At 57.9% G+C, this 18,695-nt stretch carries 10 protein-coding genes; 7 read left to right on the top strand and 3 right to left on the bottom strand.

The annotated features are described in order from the left end of the window. Positions 1 to 36 precede the first annotated feature (36 nt). The 6 genes from IDH45_RS04700 to IDH45_RS04675 all read left to right on the top strand — a co-directional run bounded on the left by IDH45_RS04700 (position 37) and on the right by IDH45_RS04675 (position 11,457). Positions 37 to 1,602 (top strand): extracellular solute-binding protein, encoded by a 1,566-nt coding sequence (locus IDH45_RS04700; protein ID WP_223836401.1) that lies wholly within the window; start codon positions 37 to 39, stop codon positions 1,600 to 1,602. A 152-nt stretch (positions 1,603 to 1,754) separates the two neighbouring features. Further along, on the top strand, positions 1,755 to 4,235 hold the full coding sequence (locus tag IDH45_RS04695) for a glycoside hydrolase family 38 N-terminal domain-containing protein (protein ID WP_190925166.1): 2,481 nt from the start codon (positions 1,755 to 1,757) through the stop codon (positions 4,233 to 4,235). 53 nt (positions 4,236 to 4,288) lie between these two features. Next, complete coding sequence (locus IDH45_RS04690) at positions 4,289 to 5,482, top strand: DegT/DnrJ/EryC1/StrS family aminotransferase (RefSeq protein WP_190925164.1); 1,194 nt, start codon at positions 4,289 to 4,291, stop codon at positions 5,480 to 5,482. 46 nt (positions 5,483 to 5,528) lie between these two features. Beyond that, positions 5,529 to 7,268 (top strand): hypothetical protein, encoded by a 1,740-nt coding sequence (locus IDH45_RS04685; protein WP_190925162.1) that lies wholly within the window; start codon positions 5,529 to 5,531, stop codon positions 7,266 to 7,268. Further along, the gene (locus IDH45_RS04680; RefSeq protein ID WP_190925160.1) at positions 7,265 to 8,971 is read left to right on the top strand and encodes a polysaccharide deacetylase family protein; all 1,707 of its coding nucleotides are present in this window, start codon (positions 7,265 to 7,267) and stop codon (positions 8,969 to 8,971) included. The genes IDH45_RS04685 and IDH45_RS04680 overlap by 4 nt, the downstream gene beginning before the upstream one ends. Positions 8,972 to 8,976: 5 nt before the next feature. After that, positions 8,977 to 11,457 (top strand): hypothetical protein, encoded by a 2,481-nt coding sequence (locus tag IDH45_RS04675; protein WP_190925158.1) that lies wholly within the window; start codon positions 8,977 to 8,979, stop codon positions 11,455 to 11,457. A gap of 27 nt (positions 11,458 to 11,484) precedes the next feature. Here the strand turns inward: IDH45_RS04675 and IDH45_RS04670 are convergent, their stop codons facing one another. The 3 genes from IDH45_RS04670 to IDH45_RS04660 form a co-directional block, all read right to left on the bottom strand. After that, complete coding sequence (locus tag IDH45_RS04670; protein ID WP_190925156.1) at positions 11,485 to 12,540, bottom strand: response regulator transcription factor; 1,056 nt, start codon at positions 12,538 to 12,540, stop codon at positions 11,485 to 11,487. Between the two features lie 22 nt (positions 12,541 to 12,562). Then, complete coding sequence (locus IDH45_RS04665; RefSeq protein ID WP_190925155.1) at positions 12,563 to 14,473, bottom strand: cache domain-containing sensor histidine kinase; 1,911 nt, start codon at positions 14,471 to 14,473, stop codon at positions 12,563 to 12,565. 134 nt (positions 14,474 to 14,607) lie between these two features. Then, positions 14,608 to 15,777 carry a trans-sulfuration enzyme family protein gene (locus IDH45_RS04660; RefSeq protein ID WP_190925153.1) on the bottom strand — a complete coding sequence of 390 codons (1,170 nt, stop codon included), beginning with the start codon at positions 15,775 to 15,777 and terminating at the stop codon, positions 14,608 to 14,610. A gap of 528 nt (positions 15,778 to 16,305) precedes the next feature. On the opposite strand from IDH45_RS04660, the gene IDH45_RS04655 reads away from it, so the two are divergent. Then, positions 16,306 to 18,633 carry a peptidase C14 gene (locus tag IDH45_RS04655; RefSeq protein WP_190925151.1) on the top strand — a complete coding sequence of 776 codons (2,328 nt, stop codon included), beginning with the start codon at positions 16,306 to 16,308 and terminating at the stop codon, positions 18,631 to 18,633. Positions 18,634 to 18,695 lie beyond the last annotated feature (62 nt).

Raw genomic sequence — 18,695 nt, 5'->3', positions numbered from 1 at the left:
TACATCAAGAGGAAAAAGGAGAGGGTTCTTGTGAAGATGAAAAAAACATTTTCGGTTCTGCTGTCGGTAACTTTGGCGGGGGCGGCGCTGGCCGCATGCTCGACCGATAAAGAAAACGAAAATGCTGCAGGTCCGTCGGAGACAGGGCAGCCAGCCAAAATCAGCGTTGCATTAGGAACGGGCAATTTGCCGTATGTGACCGGTTCGCGGGACATTAATTCAGACAAATATGTGAAAAAGCTTGAAGAACTGGCCAAAGTGGATCTGGATCTCGAGCTGATCCCGCACGAAAACTATTCGCAAAGTCTGACTCTTATGTTTGCCAGCGGCGAAATGCCGAATTTGCTTCAAACGAAAGGAATCAATACGCCTGAAGTAGCGCCGGCGGTGGATTCCGGCAATCTGATGCCGCTGAACGACCTGATCGACCAGTACGGTCCGAACTTGAAAAAGTACGTGCCGAAAGAATCCTGGGATTCGACGCGAGTGAGCAAAGACGGCAAAATTTACGGGATTCCGCAGGAAAACCCGATCCGTAACGGTACGGTCACCTATATCCGCCAAGACTGGCTGGACAAACTGGGGCTGAAAACGCCGAAAACGATCGATGAGTATATCGAAGTGCTTCGCGCCTTCCGGGATCAGGACCCGAACGGCAACGGCAAAAAAGACGAAATTCCGTTCACGTCCCGCGCCAAGTTTTCCTTCGGGCAAGCGTTTTTCGGAGCTTATGACGTAGCGCCGGCTTTGTGGAAACAGGTCGACGGCCAGCTCGTACCCAACTTCATCCGTCCCGAGATGAAAGACGCTTTGAAACTGTACAAGCAGCTGTATGAGGAAAAGCTGATCGACAACGAATTTTTTGTCATGCAGGGCAAAGACTGGGATGCGAAAATCAAGGGCACCGGTGTTGCGGGCATGTGGGCGCACTCCGCTTCGTATCCGGACAAGTGGGAGAACGATGTCAAGACGGCCGTGCCTACGGCTAAAGTATCGGCGATTCCTTCCCCGGTGGGACCGAGCGGCAAGCCGGGCGGTTCGGACGAGATCGGCTCGACGGTATCCGACTATGTGTGGGTCATTCCCAAAGATACGAAAAATGCGGCCGACGTCATCAAGTTTTTGGACTGGTACTATAATCCGGACAACAAGGATAAAGACAACTTCCTGCTGTACGGGCTGGAAGGCGAAACCTACACGGTCGACAACGGACAAATCAAATATAAGGCTCCGACTACGCCGGAAGAAACGCAAGCGGAATTTATGCACCAGGGATGGCTCGCCTTTACCGGTCAAAAGAAGTATTTGACCGATGAAACGTTTATTAAGAGCAAGCCGGGCGGCGACAAAATTTTGGAAACTATGAAAATCGCTGCGGCCGAAGGTCTCGTCAATGACGGAAGCGAGATGCCGGTAATGCCCGCCATGCAGGCACGTCCGGAGCTGAAGTACGACGGACTGTGGCTCGAGTTTGCCTCCAAGGTGGTAACGGGCAAGGAGCCTGTCGAGAAATTCGACGAGTTCGTAGCCGACTGGAAAAAACGCGGCGGCGAACAGCTGGTGAAAGAAGCGACGGAATGGTATAAAGCGAAACAAAAGTAACGCCAGGCTAGAGCAAACGAAACCTGCAGTTCGAAGCGAAGCGTATCCGTTCGCGGACATCTGTCCGGATTCGCAGGCGGTTCCATCATTAGCTTAAACAGCGAACCCTCGATGCGACATCGGGGGTTTCTGTTTAGAAAGGAAGATCGCACATGAACGAGCTTCATCTTATCTGCAATGCCCATCTCGATCCGGCCTGGCTGTGGGAAATCGAGGAAGGCGCCGGCGAGGCGCTGTCCACGTTCCGGATCGCCGCAGACTTTTGCGAGAAGTACGACGGATTCGTATTTAACCACAATGAGGTAATTTTGTACCGGTGGATCGAAGAATATGACCCGGAGCTGTTCGAGCGCATCCGCATGCTGGTGCGTTGCGGGAAATGGCATATTATGGGCGGGTGGTACTTGCAGCCGGATTGCAACATGCCGAGCGGGGAGTCGTTTGTCCGGCAAATCGTGACGGGCCGCCGTTACTTTATGGAGAAGTTCGGCGTGCGGCCGACGACGGCGATTAATTTCGATCCGTTCGGACATACGCGGGGACTCGTCCAGATTATGGCCAAGTCCGGTTACGACTCTTACATCGTATGCCGTCCAGGAGATAACGACTGCAAGCTGCCCGGGGACGAGGTCGTATGGGTCGGGCACGACGGGTCCGAGATTGTCGTGCACCGCGCGTACAAGGCGTATTTGTCAGGCAAAGGAAAAGCGCATATCAAAGTGATGGATTGGATGAGCGATCATATCGGCCGGGAAACGGGGATGGTGCTCTGGGGCATCGGCAACCACGGCGGCGGGCCGTCGCGGATCGATCTCGAGCAACTGCAAGAGCTGAAGAACCGTACGAAATCGTACCGGATCGTGCACTCCACCCCGGAAGCGTATTTCAAACGGCTGAGAGAGACGGGCACGGAGCTGCCCAAGTACGAGAACGACCTGAACCCGTGGGCGGTCGGCTGTTATACGTCGCAAATCCGGATTAAGCAGAAGCACCGGCAGCTTGAGAACGAGCTGTATCTGACGGAAAAGATGGCGGCACATACGGCGCTGGCCGGTCTCGCTGCGTATCCGCACGAGCCTATCACCGAAGCGTTGGAAGATTTGATGCTCGCTCAGTTTCACGATATTTTACCGGGCTCGTCGATTCAGCCGGTGGAAGAGTACGGACTGCGGCTGATGGATCATGGCCGGGAAATTTTGGCCAGGCTGCGGGCCCGGTCGTTTTTCGCCTTGACGTCCGGCCAGAAGAAAGCCAAGGAAGGCGAAGTGCCGATCTTTATCTACAACCCGCACCCGTTCAAGGTGAAGGGTGTATTCGAATGCGAATTCCAGCTTCAGAAGTCGACGAAAAACCAGTTCGCCTATCCGGTGCTGACGGCAAACGGACGGGAAATCCCGTGTCAGGTCGAGAAGGAACTAAGCAACTTGTATATCGACTGGCGGAAACGAGCGGTATTTTACGCCGAGCTGGAGCCGGGCACGATGAACCGGTTCGACTGTACCGTAGAGCTGCTTGCCGAGAAACCGGCGCCGTCGTTAAAGGAGCGGGACGGAACGATCGTGTTTGAATCGGAGCGGCTGCGGGCTGTCATTAATACGGCTACCGGACTGATGGACGAATTGTCCGTTGACGGGGTATCCTGCCTGCAGCCGGGTGCGTTCAGGCCGATCGTCATTGCGGACAACGACGACGCCTGGGGCAGCGCGGTGCAAAGCTTCCCGAACCGGATCGGCGAATTCAAGCTGATGTCGAAGTCCAAGGGGACGAAAGTATCCGGGGTCAAAGGATATCCGATCGCATCCGTGCGGGTCATCGAAGACGGAGCGGTCCGGACGGTGATCGAAGCGTTGTTCCAGTACGGGGACTCGACGCTAGTGACGACCTACAAGCTGCCGAAGCACGGAGCGGAATTCCAGGTTGATGTGGTCGTATACTGGCACGAGCAGAGGAAGCTGCTGAAGCTGGCGATTCCTACCGTATGGAGCGATGCCACCTATGTCGGACAGGTGGCTTACGGTGTGGACGAGCTGCCGAATAACGGACGCGAGGTAGTGGCGCAGAAGTGGACGGCGGCCGTCTCCGAATCGGCGAATTATGCGTTTACCTGCATTAATGACGGCATATACGGCTCCGACATGTCGGACGGCGAGATTCGTCTGACGCTGCTTCGCTCGCCGGGTTACGCGGCGCTGCCGGGCGGCAAGAAGAAGCATACGATGCCGAACGACCGGTTCTCCCCCCGGATCGATCAGGGCGAACGCCGCTTTTCGTTCTGGTTCCAAGCCGGACGGGCGGAAGAGAGAAAAAACGCGGTCGATCGGGATGCGCTGGTTCATAACGAAAAGCCGTATACGTTAACTTATTTTCCGTCCGGTAAAGGAGAGCGGCCTCTGCCGGCCGCCGAGATTAGCGACGGCGTTGTGCAATTGACGGCTTTCAAGCGTGCGGAGCAGTCGGAAGATTTTATCATACGTTTATTCGAACCGACCGGTCAGCCGCGGGAAACGGATTTGTTTATTCCGGTCCTCGGGTTGAGCCGACGCGTCTCCCTTGGAGCTTTCGAGATCAAAACGATTCGGCTCCATGTGGCGGACCGCAAGCTGACCGAGGACACGTTAACCGAGTCGATCTGAATCGACGAACGGCTCCGTGAATCATCATCCATCTTAGAAAGAAGGTACCCGACATGGAACGATTAGCGATTAACGGGGGAAGCCCGGTGCGTACAACGCCGTTTTCGGTTTGGCCGGTATTTGGGGAAGAAGAGGAGCTGTACATCCTTGATGTAGTCCGTTCCGGAAAATGGGGCGGTACGAACCGCAACAAGCTGCCGGTTTTTGAAGAAAAATTTGCAGCCATGCACGGGGCGAAGCACGCCGTTTCCGTCACGAACGGAACGATCGGCCTGACGGTTGCGCTGCAGGCTGCGGGCGTGAAGCCCGGCGATGAAGTGATCATGCCGCCGTATACGTTTATCGCGACCGCTTCGGCCGCGCTTCTCTTCGGCGCGATTCCCGTATTCGTCGACGTTGAACCGGATACGCTGCTGCTCGACCTAGATAAAGTGGAAGCGGCGATTACACCGAGAACCAAAGCGATCATCGCGGTTCATATCGCCGGCGCGCCGGTTAATATGACGGGCTTGAACGAAATCGCGGCAAAGCACGGCTTGCGGGTCATCGAGGATGCAGCCCAGGGAGTGGGCGCAGCCTGGGACGGCCGGCCGGTCGGCGCGCTTGGCGACTTCGGCTCGTTCAGCTTTCAATCGGGCAAAAATGTAACGGCCGGCGAGGGCGGCATCATTTTGACCAATGACGAGGAGCTGGCGGACATCGCCTGGTCGCTCGCCAACGTAGGCCGTATCCGGCAAGGCGCCTGGTATCAGCACGAGCGGATCGGCTGGAATTTGCGGATGACGGAATTTCAGGCGGCGATTTTGCTTGCCCAGCTTACGCGGTACGACGAGCAACTGCAGCGCAGAGACCGCAATGCCAAGCTGTTAACCGGGCTGATCTCCGAGATCGGAGGATTCCGCACGTTGAAGCTGGACAGCAGAACGACGCAGCATGCCCATCATTTGTACATGTTCGGTCTGACGAGCGAGGCGGCGGACACGATCGGGAAAGCGGATTTCATCCGGAAGGTGAATGCGGAAGGCATCCCGCTGCTGCCGGGTTACGTCTCGCTGAACCGCAATCGGGCCGTTGTCGCCGAGATCGAGAAATGGACGGGAGAGAAGCGGGAGACGAGCTGCCCGGTCAGCGAACGATTCGACGAACGCGAAGGATTGTGGCTGCACCAAAACGTGCTGCTCGGCACGGAACAGGATATGCACGATATTGCGCAAGCGCTGGGTAAAGTGATGAATTCGTACGGTTAAACGGCATAAAGACGGTTCATAACGAACAGCTGGGGGAGTGAGAAAGATGAAGATGGCTCGGGTAGGCGTGCTGCTGGATCGGCATATGTTGGAGCGGCTGCAGCAATTTCGGCTGAATGCGTTTGAGAAATTCGTAACCGAGATACTCGCTCATCGGGGTATCCCGTTTGAAGTGGTTCATAGCCTGGATGAGATCACAAACGACAAGTATGATCTGCTGATCGCCGCAGTGGTCGCGGACACCCGGCAGTCGGCGGAACGGTTGTGGCGGTTTGCGGAGCAAGGAGGGACGCTGATCGGCTACGGCGGTCTGAACGCGATGGCGGACCGGCTCGGCTTCATCCGCTGCGAGTCGTCAGGCACCGGATACGCCGAATTGCCGGAACCGTACCCGTCGGATCGACCGCTGCGGTTTTTGGCTGCACAGCCGTGGCTGCGAATAATGGCAGACAGCGGTAATATAGCGGCGACGGAAGCAGGCGCGCTCGCTTCGGGCCGGCCGGACGGGGAGCGAGTCGGACCGGCGCTGCTGCGGTTTACCGCCGGCCAAGGCCGGATCGAACGATGGACGGTCGATATCCCTACGACGATCGTCGGACTGCAGCAAGGGCTGAAGCCCGTACTGGAAGACGGAGTGCCGGCTCCGGACGGTACGGCTGCGGTCGACGACGGGGTGCTGAAGGCCGACGATGTCATGGAGCTGGATTGGACGGCCGACCGGCTGTTGACGGAGACGGGTATGCCGTATTTTGCGTTTCCTTACGCCGATTTATGGCGGGACGTTCTGGTCGGGCACCTGATCGGCGCGGCAGCGGAACGAGGGCTGTCGCTGCCGTTCGTCGGCTACTGGCCGGACGGTATCGACCATGTGGCGCTGGTCTCCCACGATAGCGACGGCAATCGGGACGAGCACGCGGTATCGACGCTGGAGACGCTAGCCGCATGCGGAATCCGTTCGACATGGTGCATGCTTGAATCGGGATATTCGGCTCCAATGTATGACCGGATTCGCGCAGAGGGCCATGAGGTCGCCTTCCACTATAACGCCGTTGAAGCGGACGAGGGAATTTGGGATGAGGCGGAGTTTTCGCGCCAGCTGGATTGGTTGAAGCGGGCTGCCGGCACGCCGTCGGTCGTCTCGAACAAAAACCATCTGACGCGGGTCGAAGGCTGGGGCGAATTGTTCCGCTGGTGCGAAAAGTACGGGATCGAAGCCGATCAGACTCGCGGCCCGAGCAAGAAAGGGAACGTCGGGTTTATATTCGGGACGTGTCATCCGTATTTTCCGATCGCTTGGGCCGATGAGAGCAACCGGTTTTATAACGTGCTGGAGATCGGTTTTTTAACCCAGGACCTCGATATCGGCAAATGGTCGGACAGCAGCGTTATCGCTCCTTTTCTCGAGCAGGTCCGGGAGGTCGAAGGCGTCGCGCACTTTTTGTTTCATCAAATTCATATCCATAACCGCGAAGAGGTGCGCCGCGCGATGCGGACGTTAGCCGATCAGGCCCGGGAGCTCGGCTATCCGTTCTGGACGAGTCAAGAAATTAACGATTGGGAACGATCGAGGCGGACCCTTACAATCGAAACGGTCGAAGCGGACGGCTCCAGCTCCGTAAATGCGCCGACGAGCCTGGAGAAATCGGCTGTAGTGTGGGTTCCGTTACCGGAACACGTTCAGGGGGACCGTGCCGCAGCTCCCGTAAGCGATGAGGGGGCCTACTCGATCCGATACGGCATACGGTGCCGCAAAACCGTCGTCTTGCCGGGAGGGACTAACCGATGAACATGGCCAAGCTGGGCGTGCTTCTGGATGAAAACGCACTGTGGCAGCGACACTCGCTGGGAATCAATACGTTCGAACGGTTTATTGTGGAAATATTGGGTCATGCGGGTATCCCGTTCGATACGTACGCCAGTGTGCAGGAAGCAGCGGAGGCGGCTCCGGATCTGCTGATCGCCGCCGTTTGCGGCAGCGACCAACCAGGCGCCGATGCGCTCTGGACCTATGCCGAACGAGGCGGCACGCTGATCGCTTACGGGGGGCTGAACGCGTTAGCCCGCAAGCTCGGTTACGCCCGCTCCGGCGAAGTCGGCAAAGGGTACGCGCGGCTGACGGCGGAGGAAGGCGGGCGGACTATGCGCTTTTTGTCAGCGGAGCCTTGGATTCCGCTGGTCTCCGGCGACGGGACGGTGACGATAGCCGCCGAAGAAGGAAAGCTGCTGAGAGGACGGCCGGACGGCGAGGAAGCCGGTCCGCTCGTACAGCGATTTGCGGTCGGAGCCGGCATGCTCGAACGGTGGTCGGTGCCGATCCCGCATACGATCGTAGGGCTGCAGCAAGGCTTGTCGCCTGTGCTCGCCGACGGCGTACCCGCGCCTGACGGTACCGCTGCGGTGAACGACGGCGTTTGTAAGGCCGACGACGTAGCCGAGATCGATTGGATGTGGGACCGCAGCACGACGGAAGCCGGCGACCGTTATTTCCCGCACGCTTATGCGGATGATTGGCGGGAAATGCTGATCGGGGCGCTGCTCCGCGCCACTCTTGCGAAGGGGCTTACGCTGCCGTTCGTCGGTTATTGGCCGGACGGGGTCCGCCAAGTAGCGCTGCTTTCGCTCGACAGCGATCATACGCAGGATATGGAAGCCGATACGACGCTTCGGCTGCTGCGCGAATGCGGCATACCGGCAACCTGGTGCATGATGGCGCCGTGGTACAGCCGGGACATGTACGAGCGGATCGAGGCCGAAGGGCATGAGCTCGCTTTTCATTATAACGCTGTGCCGGCTGACGGCGGGGCGTGGTCCGAGGAAACATTCGCCGCCCAGCTGGAGGCAATGAAGTTGTCCGCTTTCAAAGAGCGGATCGTCTCGAACAAAAACCATCTGACCCGGATCGAAGGCTGGGGAGAGCTGTACCGCTGGTGTGAGCGTCACGGCATCGAATCGGAACAATCGCGCGGGAACAGCAAGAAGGGGAGCGTCGGATTTTTATACGGCACTGCGCATCCGTATTTTCCCCTATCGTGGGCCGACGAGGAAAACCGGTTTTACGACGTGCTGCAGATCGGATTTCATTACGGCGATTTTCTCCAATGCGATTCGAGCCTGATCGGGCCGCTCCTGGACGAAGCCGCACGGGTCGAAGGGGTGGCGCACTTCGTCTTCCACCAGATTCATATCGACCGGAAGGCGTTCATCCGCGACTGGCTGCGGGAGTATGCCCGGGTTGCCGCCGCGAAGGGCTTCACGTTTTGGACCGGCAGCCGGATCAACGAATGGGAGAGAACACGCCGCCGTATCCGGATCTCCGGGATCGGTCCGGACGGGAACGCCGTCATCGCGAGCGGTACCGGAGTGCCCGGAGCCGTCGTCTGGATTCCGGTCGGGAGCGGCGAACAAGCAACGGCGGCGGAAGGACACAAAACCGAAAGCGTACGCTTTGGCGTTCGCTGCCGCAAACAACTACTGAGTGAAGGGGACTGACAGTTATGGAATATACGCCTGCTGAAGCGGTTTGGAACGTGCGTCCCGTCCGGTGGGAGCTGGCGGCCGAGAATGAGATGTCCCGCCGGTTTTACGGGGTATTGCTGCGCTGGATTCCTTTCGCCGTCAAGCAATACGGCGTCTGGGACGGACGTCCGGAGTGCGGCCACTTTTTCGGCGGCACGTTCTGGTATCAGGCCGATTCGGCACATGTGTCGGCGATTTTCGCGGCGATGTCGAAGCTCGGCGAATACGACGAATCGGTCGCCGGCGTCCCCCGCAGCGAGCTGAAGCGGATGGCTGTCTCGGCGATCCGTTACATGGGCTTCACGCACGACACCGGGCCTGCCGATTGCGTGCGGGCACAAGGCGTACTGCCTTATACGAGCGGCAAAAAGTGGGGAGGCCGCGGCGACGGCTTTTTCATGGCAAGCCAGAACGGCCGGTCGGTTGCCGCAATGGCGTGCGCGGCATGGCTGCTCTGGGACGAGCTGGACGGAGAGACGAAGCGGCTCGTCCAGAACGTAACGTCGAGCTACGCCGACCGGTGGGCGGCGGAAGAACCCCGCAACGGCGTCTATTACGATACGCAGTGCGAAGAAAATGCCTGGACGGCGGCCGGCATCTCCGCGGCGATGGGGATGTTTCCGGACCATCCGCATCAGCAGGAGTGGCAGGCCGGGTTTACCAATTGGGCGATGAACGCCGTTACGACTTACCGCGACCGGCTGGCTTATCCGTCCGGGCTCATCGACAAGACGAACGGCCTGAAGGTAACGACCGTTACGTTCCACCCCGATTATACGTCGGAAAACCACGCCTTCGTGCATCCGAGCTATTATTGCGCGGGGACGAATCTGCGCGCCATCCATGCCGTGTTCGCGCTGATGAGCGGACAGCCGGTCATGGAAAGCGCGCTGTACAACAACGTGCCCTTGTATGAACGGACCGTGAAGATATGGTCGCAATTCGACGGGCTGAACATCCCCGTGCAAGGACAAGACTGGTGGTACAACCGCCAGCACGAGCGGCAGCTGACCCATACGATCCTGAACGTGCTTGGCGGCGATCCGGATGCGGCCCGCCTCGCCCGCTCCTCCCTCGACAGCATTGAGCGCATCCAGGCAAGCAATAGCATCGGGGCGCTGCTCGAAGAAAACGGCGAGGAATGCGTCATTAACCGGGACCACGGGCAATTCGCCAAAGATTTGGAGCACGGCTCCGCTTACGATCTCGCCGTATCGTATCTGCTGCACGTCTTCGGCGGAGCCGGAGCGTGCCCGAGCGAGCCGGCGGAGCTGGCCGAGCGTCTGTCGGGTGTCCATCTGTATCCGTTCGGCGGCTCGGTCATCCACCGGACGCCGTCGACGTTTACGAGTTTTACGTGGCGGAATAACGTGATGGGACTTAGTATGCCGGCGAAGGGCGTCTGGAACGTTACGCCGCTGTATGCGAGCTATACGGGAACGATGAAGCTCGAATCGTCCGGAACGTCACCGGGAAGCTTGACCAACGAATCGATCATCCGGGGGGTCGAGAAGGAACAGATCAGCCCCTATACGGACGGATTTGGAGCGGTGGTCGAGATTTCCCGAGGTCATGGCGATCTGAAGCAGGATGTTGCCTTTGTCGCGCTTCCGGACGGCCGCAGCGTGTACGTCGAGCGGTTCCGGGTGCAGAAGGCGTGTGCCGTCCGGGAATGGCAGACGGGAACGATCGGCATCCGCAACGAGCATTATTCAGCTATGCCGGAGCTGGCTCCCGGAAGCCGCACTTTGTACATGATGGACGGGGAACGCACATTTCGCGGATTTTACGGCAGGGAAGCGGATGAGGTGCGATCGTTCGGGCCGGTTCCTTATGTTAATATGGACCACACGATCGGGTATTTGCTCTATGGCACTAGAGGGGTCCGGTATGTGAACCGTCACGTATATCCGAAATGGAAGGGCGTCGAGGATATTCTGGTGCTGAACGATTTCGGCGACCGGACGTTCGACCAGCCGCAAACGCTGGAGCCGTCTGTGATCGTCGCCCTGCCGAACCGGACCGCCGAGGAGACGGCGGCCAGTTACGACCGGACGCATCGTTACGATACGGGCCGGTCGGATCTGACGGTGCTGGAGACGGAAGGGACGTTTGTGTATGCGTCGTTCGCCGAATCCGATCAAACGGTGTCGGTACGCAAAGCGGCAGACGCCCTTGGAACGATCGATCTGTACGACGGCATACAAACCTTGGATGAGGATTCGTTCGTTTGGTCCGGTACGATCCCGGGTTTCCGGGCGGGATATTGCGTGAGCCGGTATAGCGTGACCGAGGCGAAGGGTCCGGAGCTCCGGCTTGAATTATCGGTGAACGCCGGGCAATTGCTCGTACTGAATCATTCGTCCGGGCAAGCGGCCGTCACGATCCGCGATCGCGTCACCGGCGCTTCGTATGCGGCGGTTCTGGAAGCAGGAGCGTTCCGCAAGTATCAAGCCTAGCTGGATAGGCAAAATAGAGGCCCGGCATCATTTGATGCCGAGCCTTTTGCGGTATTCGGACGGTGACAGGCCGATCTGTTTTTTGAACATTTTGGCAAAATGCGGGTAATCCTCATAGCCGACTGTCTGGGCGATTTCGTACGTTTTGTAGCGAGGATCTTCCAGCAGCGCCTTCGCCTGATCGAGCCTAAGTCCGGTTAAGTAATGAATGAAGCTGACGCCGATTTCCTGCTTGAATACCCGACTGAAGTACGACGGAGACATCTCGCACAAGTCCGCCACCTCCTGCAGATCGAGTGTCGGCTTGGCGTAATGTTCCCGGATATGCTCGACCACCCTGTGCAAATAATGCTGCGCCCCCCACTTCCTTGTCGCGCGCAGCTCTTCCATCACCTCATCGGCATAAGCGACGACCGCTTCCGCAATCCGCTCCGCCGCATCGGGCCACGTCATGGGTTCGACGGCGGCCGAGGCGATCGTTCCGCCGCTGCGGTTCTCCAGCTCCGCCGTTACAAGTGTCAGCAGATCGGAGTAACGTTCCTTCAGCTCGGCCGGTTCGGGCTCGTCCTCCATAAGGTCCGCATGCAGGCCGGACAGGCCGGCCTGAACCTCCTCCCGGTTCAGCAGCCAGATGCGCTCGGCGAGCGGGCCGGCTTTGTTGCGGGAATATTGCAGCCATTCGCTGCGCTTCGTCGCGGCGTGCCTGTTCTTGCCCAGCTTGTCCGACAAGCGCTGAAGCAGAGCGACGAGCAGTTGGGGCTTCACCGGTTTGAGCAAATAGTCAAAGACGCCGGCCCGCAGCGCTCGCTGGGCGTAACCGAAATCGTCGTAACCGGACAGGACGACGATCTCGGCGGTCCCTTTGCGATGCTTGAGCGCTTCGATCAGCTCCAATCCGTCCATTACCGGCATCCGGATATCGGTAATAATCAGGTCGGGGGAGAGGCGGTCCGCCAGCTCCAGCGCCTCTCGGCCGTCCTCCGCTTCACCGGCGACGCGGAACGGCTCGCCGCTCGTTTCAATCAGCTTGGACAAGCTGCGCTTGACCATATATTCGTCGTCGGCCACGATTACCGTATACATGCTCCAACTCCTCCTAGGTCCGTTATCCGTCTTTGCCGCTGTTTTCGCGGGTTCCGCCGATTCCGTCTCCCGAACGGGCAGGCCTGGCAAGAAACGGGAGCAGAATATCGACACGGGTGCCTGTCTCGCCGGACTGCCGGATCGTTATCCCGTACGGCTCCCCGAATACTAGCCGGATACGCTGATGAACGTTGCTCAGGCCGATCCGCCCGCGCCCCGCAGCCGGGTGGGCGGCGGAAGACGCTCCGTCGCTGCCTCGGGGGCTGCTCCCCCGCTCATATTGCGCTCCACCGCCCGCGTCTGGGTTGCCGGCAAAGAGCCGGTCGTACCCCGCTTTGCGCTCGGGCGGCATTCCTTTCCCTTTATCCACCACACTCAGAACGTATCCGTTATCCCGGATTTCCCCATGCAGTCCGATGTAGCTCGGCTTCAGCTTGTGCTTCTCGTAGCCGTGGGTGAAGGCGTTCTCCACGATCGGCTGCACGATCAGCCGTACGGCGCGTACGTAGGGAAGCACATGTTCGTCCGTCCGGATGTCCACCTCCAGGGAACGGTACCGTTCTTTCTGGATTTCGAAATAGCTGGACAGATGGCGCAGCTCTTCCTCCAGCGTGACCGCTTCCTTCGGATCGCCTACGCTGTACCGGAACAGATCGGCAAGCGCCGTAGTCATATTGCTGATCGGAAGCACTCCTTCCACGACCGCGTACGAATTGATCGCTTCCAGCGTGTTGTACAAAAAGTGGGGGTTGATTTGAGACTGCATGGCGAGCAGCATCGCTTCCTTCTGCCTCAGCTCGAGCTCTTTTTCTTTCAGCTCGGAGGCGTGTACGACCTCGATCAACCGGCGTATCTCCCCGACCATTTTGTTGAAGCTGCGATTCAGCCTGCCGATTTCGTCATAGCGCTTCTCCGGTGCGAGCACGTTCAGCTCGCCGTTTTCAGCCCGGTACATCAAACGCTGCAGCAGTTGGAGCGACCGGGTCAGATGCAGCGAGAAAGCGCCGAGCACGAGCAGGACGAACACGATCAGACAAGAGCCGACCCACAGCGAAATGTTGCGCATCGCGATCAGCTTGCCGGCAAGCTCCCGAAGCGGCACCTCGGATACGATAATCCAGCCGTTCAACGCGGAACGGTGATACATCACAAGCATCGTGTCCTGCTCCGTTTTTTTCTCGTAATACCCCTCGGTTTGGCTGCGGAGCACAGCCAGTTCCTCTTCCGGTATCGCCTTGCCCCAGAGGGCGGGATCGGTGTGCTCCACGATTTTGCCCTCGCTGTCGATGATCGACAGATGGCCGGTTTGTCCGAGTTTGATGTTGGAGACGATTCTGGAGAAAGGGGTCATGTTCAAATCGATAATAATGAAGCCGGCGGTCTGATACGCCTGTGTATCCCAAAACTTGCGAATGACCGTAACGACCGGAGTCGAGCCGTCGAGTCTTAAGCCCATCACTTTATACGTTTCGTCGTCCTTCAGCTCGTCCAGCAGCTCGGCGGCGAATATTCGTCCGGCGTTGCCGTAGTTGGTCGAGATTCCGTTGCGGGATACGATCGAGAAGCCGTAGATGTCTGTCCGGCCGAAGAAAAAATTCGGCAGCAGTTCTTGCTCGATGGCGCTTTTGATCTTCACCAGCTCAAATGTGTCGGTCGGGGACAAGCTCATGAATTGCTGGATCAGCGGATGGGAGACCAGCGGAAACGTAGAACGCTCCAGGTCGCGAAAGTACGAATCCAGGTGGCCTCCCGTTTGCCGGATCAGCTCCTGATTATATTGCCTTGCGTTCGTTTCGATCGTTTCGGTCGATTTTTGAAACCAGAGCAGGCCGAATATAAAAAACGGCAATCCTAACAGCCCGATAATCAGGACGTTCATTTTCGTTTGGATGGACAAGCCGCTCAGCCGTCTGTACAAGGTCTGTATCCTCATGCGCTGCGTCATCTCCCGGGCGTCACTCGGCGATCGTCTGTGAATGGAACAGATCCGCTTCCCTCCCGCCTTGAAAGGAAACGGATCTTCAGGTTTGCTGTCCGTGCGTATAACTTTTCGAATCGAAAATGCGGTTATGTCAAGCTGTTAAGCGCCTGATCGAGATCTTCGATCAGCGACTCCGCCCGCTCCAGTCCGATGGAGATACGGACGAGTCCGTGAGGGATTCCGGTAGCTTGGGAGGCTTCTTCCGAGATTCCGAGACCCGGGGTGTTGATCAGGCTTTCGAAGCCGCCCCAGCTCGGACCCAGCTCGAAGTAGCGCAGCCGCCGGATCATCTCGGAGATCGCTTGTTCGCTTCCTTTCGGAACGAAGCTGAGCAGACCGGTATAACCGGACAAATAGTTGCGCCCCAGCTCGTACTGCGGATGGCTGGCGAGCCCCGGGTAGTAGACGGTCTCCACCTTCGGATGATTTTCGAGGAACTCCGCTACCTGCATACCCGATTCTTGATGCTGCTTCATTCGAATAGGGAGAGTGCGGAGTCCGCGCAGCAGCAGCCAAGCCTGGTGGGGGTCCATATTCGAGCCGAACAAGGCTCGCTCGCCATGCGTCATCTGCTCCATCTTCTCCCGGCTGCCGATGAGGACGCCGCCAATAATGTCGCTGTGACCGCCCAAATATTTTGACGCGGAATGAACGACCATATCGATCCCGTAGCGCAGCGGATTCTGGTACAGGGGAGTCGCCCAGGTGCTGTCGATGATCGTTCCGATTCCGTGCGATCTAGCCAGCTTCGCGACCGCCTCCAGATCCTGTATATAGAACAGTTGGGAGGACGGGCTTTCCAGGAAAATCAGTTTCGTGTTCGGCCGGATCGCTTCTTCGAACTCGGCGATGCTGTCTCCGGTCACGAAGGTGGTCTCCACACCGAACCGTTTCAGATAAGTGCCGAGAAATTCGCGTGTCGGCCCGTAGGCGCTGCGGACACAGACGACATGCGCTCCCTGACTCATCCAGTACATGATGGCCGAGGAGATCGCGCCCATCCCCGAGGAGAAACATTTGGCCGCTTCGCCTTCTTCCAGTGCGGCGATTTTGCGTTCCGCAATATCGGTGGTCGGGTTTCCGATCCGGGTGTAAACATAACCGTGGTCTTTCGTTTTGCGGGTAAACAACGAATTCTGGAAAATGGGCGGCACGATCGCCCCCATGAAAGAGTCGTAATCATCGCCGAGATGGGCGCAAATATCTTCCTTTGTCCAAGTCAAGTGTTCGGGTCTGGTTTGGTTCGAGTCGTTCATGATGATCTTCTCCTCAATTGCAATTTTTATGAAAGGATCAAGAAATGACACGGTTGGTTGCCGTTGTCCATTACAAAAGTGTAGCATGAATACCCCGGGATTCCAAAAGAAAAGAAAGGCGCCGCAACGCGGAAACCGATAGTTTTTTGAAGGCGGTTGCAAGGCAGGGAGCCGTTCCCGTACGGTCGGATTATGAAATGGTGCAAGTCCGCCTAACTTCACGCATTCGAGCAGAGAAGCTTTCATCGCAAAAAACGAATCAGTATCAAATTAGAAAATGATGCCATTTCTTCGAATGACGCGCGCAAACTAAGGGGAAAAACGAAGAAAGTATCGTTGACGGCGCTTACAAGAGGGGGATATAATGAATAAACAAACCAGAGTTAAACCTTACGAGTGGTTTTTTAATATTAAGGATGAACTTTGGTTTATAAACAAATCACAAACGAGTCAATTGGTAGGGCGAAACGAAGACAACGGATGTGATTTGCTTCATTCCCATCCCCTTATGAAAAGGAGCTGTTAGCGATGAATCAGGAGCAACACAAGGGAACGACGGATGCGGCGGTAGCCGGCCAGGACAAGGCGATCAGCAGAAGACACGTACTTCGCACGCTTGGCATCGGAGGCGCCATGCTGGCAGGCAGCGCTTTCGCCTCCAAGCTGGCGATGGCGGACGCTCCCCCATCCAATGCCGAGAAGGCAGGGCGCGTCTTGCAGGTTGCGAGCGTAGCCGAGCTGACCTCCATGCCGCCGGGATTGCTGAAAGATGGCCAGCATGTTGTTGTAAACGGTTACAATAATAGCGGCGACAGCGGCGGCAAGCTCGTTCGGTGGAACGCCGCCAGCACAAAGGCGGATAACGGCGGCACGGTGCATAGCGTGAACGGCATGAGCGGCCGCTTCGAAGTCGTACATAGCGGAGTGGCGGATTTCCGCTGGTTCGGCATATTCGGCAGCACCCAAAATGCGGATGCAGCGCTGGACGCGATGGCCGGCGATTTGACGATCCACCGGATCGAAGCCCATTCGGACCTCAACTTTACGAAGCGGCACGTGTACCACCGGAGCAATCTGGAGGTAGACTTCCACAACCATACGGTGACGACAGAAGGGATGGAGCTGAACACGCTGGACAATCCGTTCGGCGCGGTGATGTTTTTTCAAGGGACGGCAACGGGGGCGACTCAGACCGTCACTTTAACTGAGGACATACTGGAATACTCCGACATGTTCCAGGTGGCTGACGCCTCGGCGTTCCGGATCGGCAGCTGGTGGCATGCAGGCATCTCGGCGAATGCAGGCGGCAGAGCGCAAAAAGAGCTCGATTACATGATCATGGTAACCGAGGTGTTCCCGGCGACCAACCATGTCCGGTTCAATTACAAGTCCGGCTGGCAGCTCGCGGCAGGACGTCAGATTACGTATAAGGAAATCCGGCCGGCGGTGCGCTGCCATGTCCGGAATATGAACTTCATCGGCATCCCGGTGCCGGTCAACGGAACGAGCCAGCGGCCGACGCCGGAGTGGGATCAGATCGGTTCGAACCCGGTCGCTTACGAGTATGCGGTAGAGTGTGACGCGACAGGGATTAACGCGACGAAAGTGTTCTGGCCGGTCGTCATGCGGCGCTACAACACGCACTTCCTGACCGAGCGCTGCACGCTGATCAACCCGGAGGAACGCGACTGGGGCGGCACCGGATATTTGACGCAGCAGATCAACGTGCTGTACGGGCATGTGAAAGACTGCAACACGAGCAACGCGCGCCATCTGAACGACTTTACGTGCGCGGCCTACTGCATGGTCGAGAACTGCCACGGCGACGGGGACGAGTACGGTCCGTTCGTCACGCACGGCCAATACGAGCACGACTTGACGTACATCGGCAACTCGGGGCTGCTGTCGTTTGCGAACAGCGGCACGTTCTGGGGCGACAGCGCGAAGCGCGTCACGGTGAAGAAACATATCGCCTCGCGGATCGTGGCGAACAAACGTCTGACCGATCTGACCTTGGAAGATTGCCATGCGGTGGTTACGTATACGAAGCCGGGGACGAAGATGGCCAACTCCGGATCGATCTGGGTCAACATGGACGGCTTGCAGATGAGAGGCTGTACGGCGCAAGAAATGATTACGATCAGCAAAGGCTCGTCGCGCGGCAAACGGAAAAACATCATCGACAGCTGCTCGTTCGGAATGATGAAAGGCTACGAGCTGGCCCGTCCGATCCGTGCCGGTACGACGCAAGTCGGCTTTACGCCGAGCAACGGCGAGCTGACGATCCTCAATACCGAGTTTACGAACGTGGAAGAGATCAATCTCGGCAGCATCAACAAGCTGACGCTGATTAATACATGGTTCAAGGGCTTGCCGGTAAGCGGAAAAGTGAAGGTCGGCACGCGGGAAATCATCATGCAGGGCGGCGGGCTGATCAACTGCGGCTTCCTGTTCACCGGAGCGTGGGATAAGGTCGGCGACGTCAACAATGCAAAAAATACGCCGGACCAGTCGATAACGATCGACGGAGGCGCGGTGTTCAGCGGCACGAACGGCGAGAAGGCGTTTCTGAAAAGCGTGGACCCGGGCAACGTCATTACGTGGAGCTTCGGCGATTGCACGAGCACGGCGGCCGATGCGAATACGGCGCATTTTCATATCGAGGGCGGCACTCATAAGCTGAAAGCGTTCGGATCGCGGTTCGTGGGCGGGAAGTATGCCGTATCGGGCGGGGGCTTCGGAGGCGGCAACTACTTATTTGTCAATTCCGTCATCGAAGAAAATGTCGACAGGTCGTCCTTGCCGGCGGAGGCTGCCGGAATCCGGCATAGTACGGGGAACTTGACGTTAGCGTAAAGAACGGGGGGCAAACGCGTGTTTTAACGATTAAAGCGATTATCGATCGCACTTCTTGCCGT

This window comes from Paenibacillus oceani (genome assembly GCF_014705615.1).
GTDB classification, from domain to species: Bacteria; Bacillota; Bacilli; order Paenibacillales; family NBRC-103111; genus Paenibacillus_AB; species Paenibacillus_AB oceani.
Note: the sequence above shows the minus strand (reverse complement) of the source record. Positions and strands in the feature narration are given on the sequence as shown.